We start from the raw sequence: 7,130 nt of genomic DNA on the forward strand, positions 1-7,130 counted from the left end.
GTAGCCTAGCCCCATGCCAGTGGTGAAAATCAACGCAATCGAAGTGCCCGCCGACGCTGGCCCCGAACTGGAGAAGCGGTTCGCTCACCGCGCCCACGCGGTGGAGAACTCGCCCGGCTTCCTCGGCTTTCAGTTGCTGCGCCCGGTCAAAGGGGAAGACCGCTACTTCGTGGTGACGCATTGGGAGTCCGATGAAGCATTCCAGGCGTGGGCAAACGGGCCCGCTATCGCGGCCCATGCCGGAGTTCGGACCAACCCGGTGGCGACCGGCGCGTCGCTCCTGGAATTCGAGGTTGTGCTCGACGTTGCCGCTTCCGGCCAGTCTGGTTAGCGGGCGTCGGGCGCGGCATCGCGCGGCGGCGCTCAGCGCCGCCGCCGCACTGGTCGTCTCCCTGGCCCCGGCGTGTGCCCCCGCACCATCCCCGCAGGCCAACGCGGCGAACCCGGGACGGCAGATCGACACGCGGACTCCCCCCGGTCTGCGGGCCCAGCAGACCATGGACATGCTCAACTCGGACTGGCCGATCGGCCCGATCGGAGTCGGGACCCTTGCTGCGCCCAAGCACCTCGACTCGGTCGAGACCACGATGGAGTCGCTGTGGTGGGATCGTCCGTTCAGGCTCGACAGTGTGGACATCGGGGCCAGCGTTGCCACGCTGCATCTGATTTCCTCCTACGGCGCGCGACAGGACATCCGGATCCATACCGACGATGACGGGTGGGTGGATGGTTTCGAACTCGAAACTCAGCCACCGTCAGTTAAGTCGTGGCAGGACGTCGACGCCGTGTTGAGTCGGACCGGCGCCCGCTACTCCTACCAGGTCGCCAAGGTGGACCAGACCGCTCAAGGCCAATGCCACCCGGTGGCGGGCACCAATACCGGCGAATCTTTGCCGCTGGCATCGATTTTCAAGTTGTACGTGCTGCACGCGCTGGCCGATGCCGTCAAGGCCGGAACGGTGTCCTGGGACGATCAGCTGACGGTCACCGAGAAGAGCAAGGCGGTGGGGTCGTCAGGCCTGGAACTTCCTGTCGGAGCGCAGGTTTCGGTGCGTACCGCCGCCGAGAAGATGATCGCCGCGAGTGACAACATGGCCACCGACTTGCTGATTGGCCGGATGGGCACGCATGCCATCGAGCAAGCTTTGGTCACGGCAGGCCATCACGATCCGGCAAGCATGACACCGTTTCCGACTATGTATGAGCTGTTTTCGGTCGGATGGGGACAATCCGATTTGCGCGAGCAGTGGAAGCAGGGCTCTCCGCAAGTTCGGGCTCAACTGCTACAACAGGTGGATTCCGCCGTCTACCAACCTGATCCAACCCGCGCCCACTCGCCTGCTTCCGCCTACGGCGCGGAATGGTACGGCAGCGCCGAGGACATCTGTCGAGTCCATACCACACTCCAGGCCGACGCGGTCGGCGCGGCCACGCCCATCCGCAAGATCCTGTCCGCCGTCGCCGGTATCCAGCTGGATCGCAACGACTGGCCCTACATTGGCGCGAAAGCCGGTGGCCTGCCTGGTGATTTGACGTTCAGCTGGTACGCCGTGGACAAGACAGGTCAGCCGTGGGTGGTCAGCTTTCAGCTGAACTGGACCCGTGATCACGGGCCGACCGTCACGAGCTGGATGCTGCAGCTGGCCAAGCAGGTCTTCGCGCTGATCGGTCCGCACTAGGCCGCGTCGCGCTGGGGCGGTGACTGAAGTCAGGGCACATGGGCGTGGTTGGCAACCCGAGGCAGGCGGGCACGCCGCAGAAAGCGCTAGCCCATGTGCTAGCGCATTTGAAGTTGTTGTGCCCTTTGGACAGCGGCTCAACTAAGCGGCCTCGGCCAGCATCTGTGCGTGCCGTGTTCTCAGCTATCGCCACTACGGGCGCAACTCCTCAAAGCGGGCGAGGGCAGCGTCGAGGTCCGTCTCGTCGAACATCTCGCAGCGGCTGATCAGGTCACCGTCGACGGTGAAGATGTCGATCATGCGCCACTCGACGTTGAAGTCCTCGGGCGAAATGCCGTGCGCGGTGTGAGTGACGACCACTCCGAGGTCACTCAACCGGTGCACCGCCTCCATGTGGATGCTGATCTCCGGCGTGAGTTCCCAACCGGCACTGATGAATGCGGGTAGATCACTCGCCTCGATGGAGATGACCGACCTATTGTCGACGTAGGTCCAATCGGGCGTTGTGGCCGGAAGTTCGCGCCGGTTGAATCCGGCGTACAAGTCTGCAACCACCGACCAAGTGTGCGAGTGGGCCGCCCCTTCGCCGGCGAGATACCGGGCGTCGAGCTCCTCGAAGGCGGCGTTGATGTCGGCGATGTCATACCCGATGCGCCCCACGATCCGTTCCTCGGCGTCGATCTCGACGATGCAGAGTGCTTCGGTGTGGAACTCTTCGGGCCGCGGGTGGCGCCCCGAGAAACAGCTACGCGTGAGTGCAAGGCGCTCCCCGCGAGTCGCAACGACGGCCGAAGTAATCCTCTCCACACCGACGCCGACGCGGGCCCGCATGTTGGCGACTTCAGCATCCCGACCGTGCCGGAGACCGGAATTCACCACGTGACGCCGATCGTCAATTGAAATGGCGTCGGCCATTAGCCCCGCCATCGCCTGCCGCTCTCGGGCGGCGAAATGCGCCGCGAAGCGCTCGTCCACTCGGCTTGCCGCGTTTTCGAGCTGCCGCGCCTTCGGTTGCAATTCCTCGAAGCGCGCGAGCGCGGCGTCCAGGTCTGTCTCGTCGAAGATTTCGACGCGGTTGACCAGGTCGCCTTCGACGGTCAGCAGGTTGACTCCGTGGAACTCGACGTCGGAGCCGTCTTGCGAAGTTCCATAACCCACCCAGCTGTACACCGCGCCGAGATCGCTCAGGCGATGTGCGGTCTTGGCATATATGCCTCCGCCGGACAACAGGTTCCATGCGGAACGGATGTACTCCGTCAGGTCACCGGACTTGAACGCTATCCCCCGCCTGTGGTCAACATTCACCCAATCCGGCGTCGTCGGGAACAACCCGCGCTGACTAAGCGCGGCGCATGCTTTCGCGACGACCGACCACGTGTGCGCGAGCGCGGCCGCCTCACCGGCGAGATACCGAACGTCGAGTTCGGCGAAGGCACTGTCGAGATCGTCGAGGCTGAACAACACCTGCGCCCTGATCCGCTCGTCGGTGTCGATCTCGATGATGGTCAGCATCTCGACGTCGAAGTTCCCATACCGCAAGTCGCGGTTAGACGAACAGATTCGAGTAAGGGCGAGGCGCTCGCCGCGGGTCGCGACGACGGTCATGGTGAGGTTCGTCCAACCCTCGGCCAGCGCTTGCATGTTTGTGATCACGGAGTTGCGGCGGTCCCAGCGCCCGGCATTCACCACGCGACGGCGATCGTCGACGGAGCTGTCCTCGGTCAGCGCCTTGGCTATCGCCTCCCAATCGCGGGCCCGGAAGAGCGTGAAAAAGCGGTCACCTGCTCGGGTCGCCGCGTTTTCCAGCCGTCGCGGCCGCGGTTGGAGTTCCTCAAAGCGGGTGATCGCGGCGTCGATGTCCGCTTCGTCGAAGACTTCGACGCGGCTGATCAAGTCGCCTTGGACTATGAAAACGTCGATCATCCACCATTCGGCGTCGAAGCCCTCTTTCGAGGTCCCTTTCAGCGCCTGGGTGATGACGGCTCCGGCTTCACTCAGCCGGTGCACGGCCTCTATATAGACGCTGGCTTGCGGCGTGAGGTCCCAAACGGCACGGAGAGTTGCGGCCAGATCAACCTCCTCGACCGATACGAGCGGTTGATGATCGATGTAAACCGGATCCGACGTCGTAGCGGGAAGCTCGTGCCGATTGAACCCGGCGTGAGCTTCTGCGATCACCGACCACGTCTGCGCGTACGGCGCCGCTTCGCCGGCTAGATATCGAGCGTCAAGCTCCTTCAACGCTGTGTCCATGTCGTCGGGGTCGAACATGATGATCGCCGCGATCAGTTCGTCGCTCTCCATCTCGGTGATGCACAGCGCCTCGCTGCGGAATGCCTCCGGCCCGTGCTCGCTAATCGACCATCGGACCTGACTGAGCGCCAGGCGCCGCCCTCTGATCGCCGAGACCGCGGAAATTTCGACCTCGACGCCAGGATCGGTGGTCTCGCGCAGTTTTGCGATCAAAACGTCGCGACCGTGCCAAACTCCGGCATTCACCACGCGCCGGCGGTCGTCGCTAAAACTGTTGTCAACCAGAATGTCGGCCATCGCCACCCAGTTGCGGGCTCCTAAGGACGCAAAGAAGCGTTGGGCCGCTTGACTTGCCGGATTCTCCACTCGATGCGCCCGGCGATGCAATTCCTCGAAGCGGGCGAGCACAGCGAACGCTAAGAATCGGTCAATCGTTCGGCTTGCCGCATTCTCCGGCGCCCGCATCTGTGGGTGCAGTTGCTCAAATTTCGCGAGCGCGGCGTCGATGTCCGCCTCGTCGAACAGCTCGCACTGGTTGACCGCGTCGCCATCAGCCGTTAGAAGATTGACTTCTCGCCATTCGGCTTCGAAGCCCTCACTCGAGGTTCCATACGCCGTATGGGTCACAACCGCGCCGAGATCACTCAGTCGGTGCACAGCCTCGATATAGATCCTGAATCGCGGCGAGACGTCCCAGCTGGCACGGAGATATGGCCTCAGGTCACCGGGGGCGAACGCCCTGCCTCGCCGATGGTCGATATTCGCGAAGTCCGTTGTCGTCGCGGGAAGTTCGCGCCGGTTGAGCGAGGCGTAACCTTCCGTGATCACCGACCAGCTGCGGGCGTGGGCGGCGGCCTCGCCTGCGAGGTAGCGGGTGTCGAGCTCGGCGATGGCCGCCTCGAAGTCGTCGATGTCGAACACGACGATCGCCCGGATCTGGTTGTGCGAGCTGACTTCGACGACGGCCAGCGCTTCGCTGAGGAACTCCTCGGACCCGTCATCGCGGCCCGCGGCACGCGCGAGGATGAGGCGCTCCCCACGGCCTGCGATGACGACGGACGTCATGTACGTGAACCCGGCGTCGGCGGTCGCCCGCAGGTTTGCGATCTCGGTCTCTCGACCGTGTCGGGTGCCTGCGTTTACGATCCGCCGGCGATCGTCGATAACGATGTCGTCGGCCAGCACCTCCGCGAGCGCATCCCAATCGCGCGCTACGAAATGCGCCACGTAGCGCTCGACCGCTTGGCTTGCCGCGTTCTCCAGTCGCGGTGCCGGCTGGCTGAGTTGTTCGAACCTCGCGATCGCGGTGTCTATGTCTGATTCGTCGAACATCTCGACGCGGTTGATGTTCTCGCCTTCGAACATCGTGGTGTTGTTGATCCGCCATTCGGCCTCAAAGCCCTCTTCCGAGGTTCCCTTCACCGCCTGGGTGAAGACTGCGCCTATGTCGCTCAGCCGATGCACGGCCTCGATGTAGAGGCTCAAGTTGGGCACGAGGTCCCAAGAAGCGCGGAAGTTTTCGAGCATGTCATTGGGCGGGATTGTGATCACTTGCCGATGGTCAACGATCTGCCAGTCGTGAGCCGTCGCGGGCCATTCGCCCCTATTCAGTCCGGCGTAGGTCTGTGTGACAACCGACCAGACGTGCGCGTGGGCGGCTGCCTCGCCGGCGAGGTATCGGGCGTCGAGCTCGGCGATGGCGGCGTCGAAGTCGTCGAGATCGAACACGACGACCGTCGAGAACCTTTCATCGGCGTCACTCTCGACGACGTTGAGGGCTTCGGATTCGATTGCCCCGGGGTCTTGGCCAGACCCGCGAACATGAGTGAGGGCGAGGCGCTCACCGCGGATCGCTATGACACCCACCAGTGTCAACCTGAAGCCCACGTCGGCGAGCGCACGCAAATCGTCGACAGCATCTCGGTCATATCGGATTCCGGAATTGACCACTCGGCGGCGATCCTCGGTATAGGAGTTATTGCCCACCGTTTCAGCCAAGGCATCCCAGTCGCGCGTCGACAAGTGCGCCTGGAAGCGCTCGTATAGCCGGCTTGCCGCATTTTCGAGTCGCCGTGTCTGCCTGCTGAGTTCCTCGAATCTGGCGAGCGCGGTGTCGAGATCGGCCTCGTCGAACAGCTCACAACGGTTGACCAAATCGCCATCGATGGTCAGAAGGTGATTGTCCCGCCACTCGGCATCGAAGCCACCTTGAGAGACCCCACGCGCAGCATGGGTGACGACCGCGCCGATATTGCTGAGCCGATGTACCGTCGCGATGTAGATCTTTGTGTCAGGCGAGTCCTCCCATGCGGCTCGGAGGTACGCGATCATGTCGCCGGGAGCGAAACCTGCTCCGCGACGATGGTCAATGTTCACCCAGTCTGGCGTTGTCGTGGAGGATTCGCGCCGGTTGAATGCGGCATAAGCTCCTGCGACCACCGACCATGCGTGCGCGTGCGGTGCCGCTTCGCCGGCGAGGTAGCGCGCATCGAGTTCGGCTATGGCGGCATCGAAGTCGTCGGGGTCAAACGTGAGGGCCGCCGCGATCCGTTCGTCGGCGTTGATCTCATAGACGAGGAGGGCATCGACGTGAAACTTCTCGGCCGGCTCGGCGCTAGTCGAGTAGTGGGTCCGGCAAAAGACGAGGTGCTCGCCGCGCGTCGCGACAACGGTTGACGCGACCAACTTGGCGCCGAGCTCTGCGTTCGCGCGCGCATCTTGCACCGCGACGTTGCGACCGCATCGGACTCCGGCACCTACCACTTGCCGCCGATCGTCGGTGGAAATGTCGTCGGCCAGCATCTCGGCCATCGCCTCCCAGTCGCGGGCGTCGAAAAGCGCTTGGTTGCGTTCGACGACTCGGCTTGCCGCGTTTTCGAGCCGCGGCGCCCTTCGCTGTCCCTCCAAACGCTCGTGCGTGGCGTCGAGTTCAGCGATCGCTGCTTCGATGTCTTCGAGGTCGAACGACACCTGCAGCGCGATCCGGCCCTCCTCGTCGATGCCGAATAGCTGAAGAAATTCGTCATGGGGTGCTCCAGGGCTCGCGTCGGCACTACCCAACGCCAACCGAGTGAGAGCGATGCGCTTTCCGCGCACCGCAATAACGTCGACTGAGTTGAGCCGTACCTCGCCCGTCTCGAGAAGCCTCCGCGCCTCACGTAGCCATCCGTGCCGGAGGTCGTTCTGCGTAAAGCCGAC

The 7,130-nt window shown here is 63.5% G+C and carries 3 protein-coding genes; 2 read left to right on the forward strand and 1 reads right to left on the reverse strand.

The window, feature by feature from the left end:
• Positions 1-13: 13 nt before the first annotated feature.
• Together mhuD and JO236_RS01255 are read left to right on the forward strand one after the other, a co-directional pair.
• Positions 14-331 (forward strand): mycobilin-forming heme oxygenase MhuD, encoded by a 318-nt coding sequence (gene mhuD / locus JO236_RS01250; protein WP_293323625.1) that lies wholly within the window; start codon positions 14-16, stop codon positions 329-331.
• Positions 294-1,679 carry a serine hydrolase gene (locus JO236_RS01255; protein ID WP_293323628.1) on the forward strand — a complete coding sequence of 462 codons (1,386 nt, stop codon included), beginning with the start codon at positions 294-296 and terminating at the stop codon, positions 1,677-1,679. The genes mhuD and JO236_RS01255 overlap by 38 nt, the downstream gene beginning before the upstream one ends.
• A 192-nt stretch (positions 1,680-1,871) precedes the next feature.
• Here JO236_RS01255 and JO236_RS01260 read toward each other — a convergent pair whose 3' ends face one another.
• Positions 1,872-7,028, reverse strand: a complete 5,157-nt coding sequence (locus JO236_RS01260) for a hypothetical protein (RefSeq protein ID WP_293323631.1) — start codon at positions 7,026-7,028, stop codon at positions 1,872-1,874.
• Positions 7,029-7,130 lie beyond the last annotated feature (102 nt).

This window comes from Mycobacterium sp. (assembly GCF_019247635.1).
Classification (GTDB): Bacteria; Actinomycetota; Actinomycetes; order Mycobacteriales; family Mycobacteriaceae; genus Mycobacterium.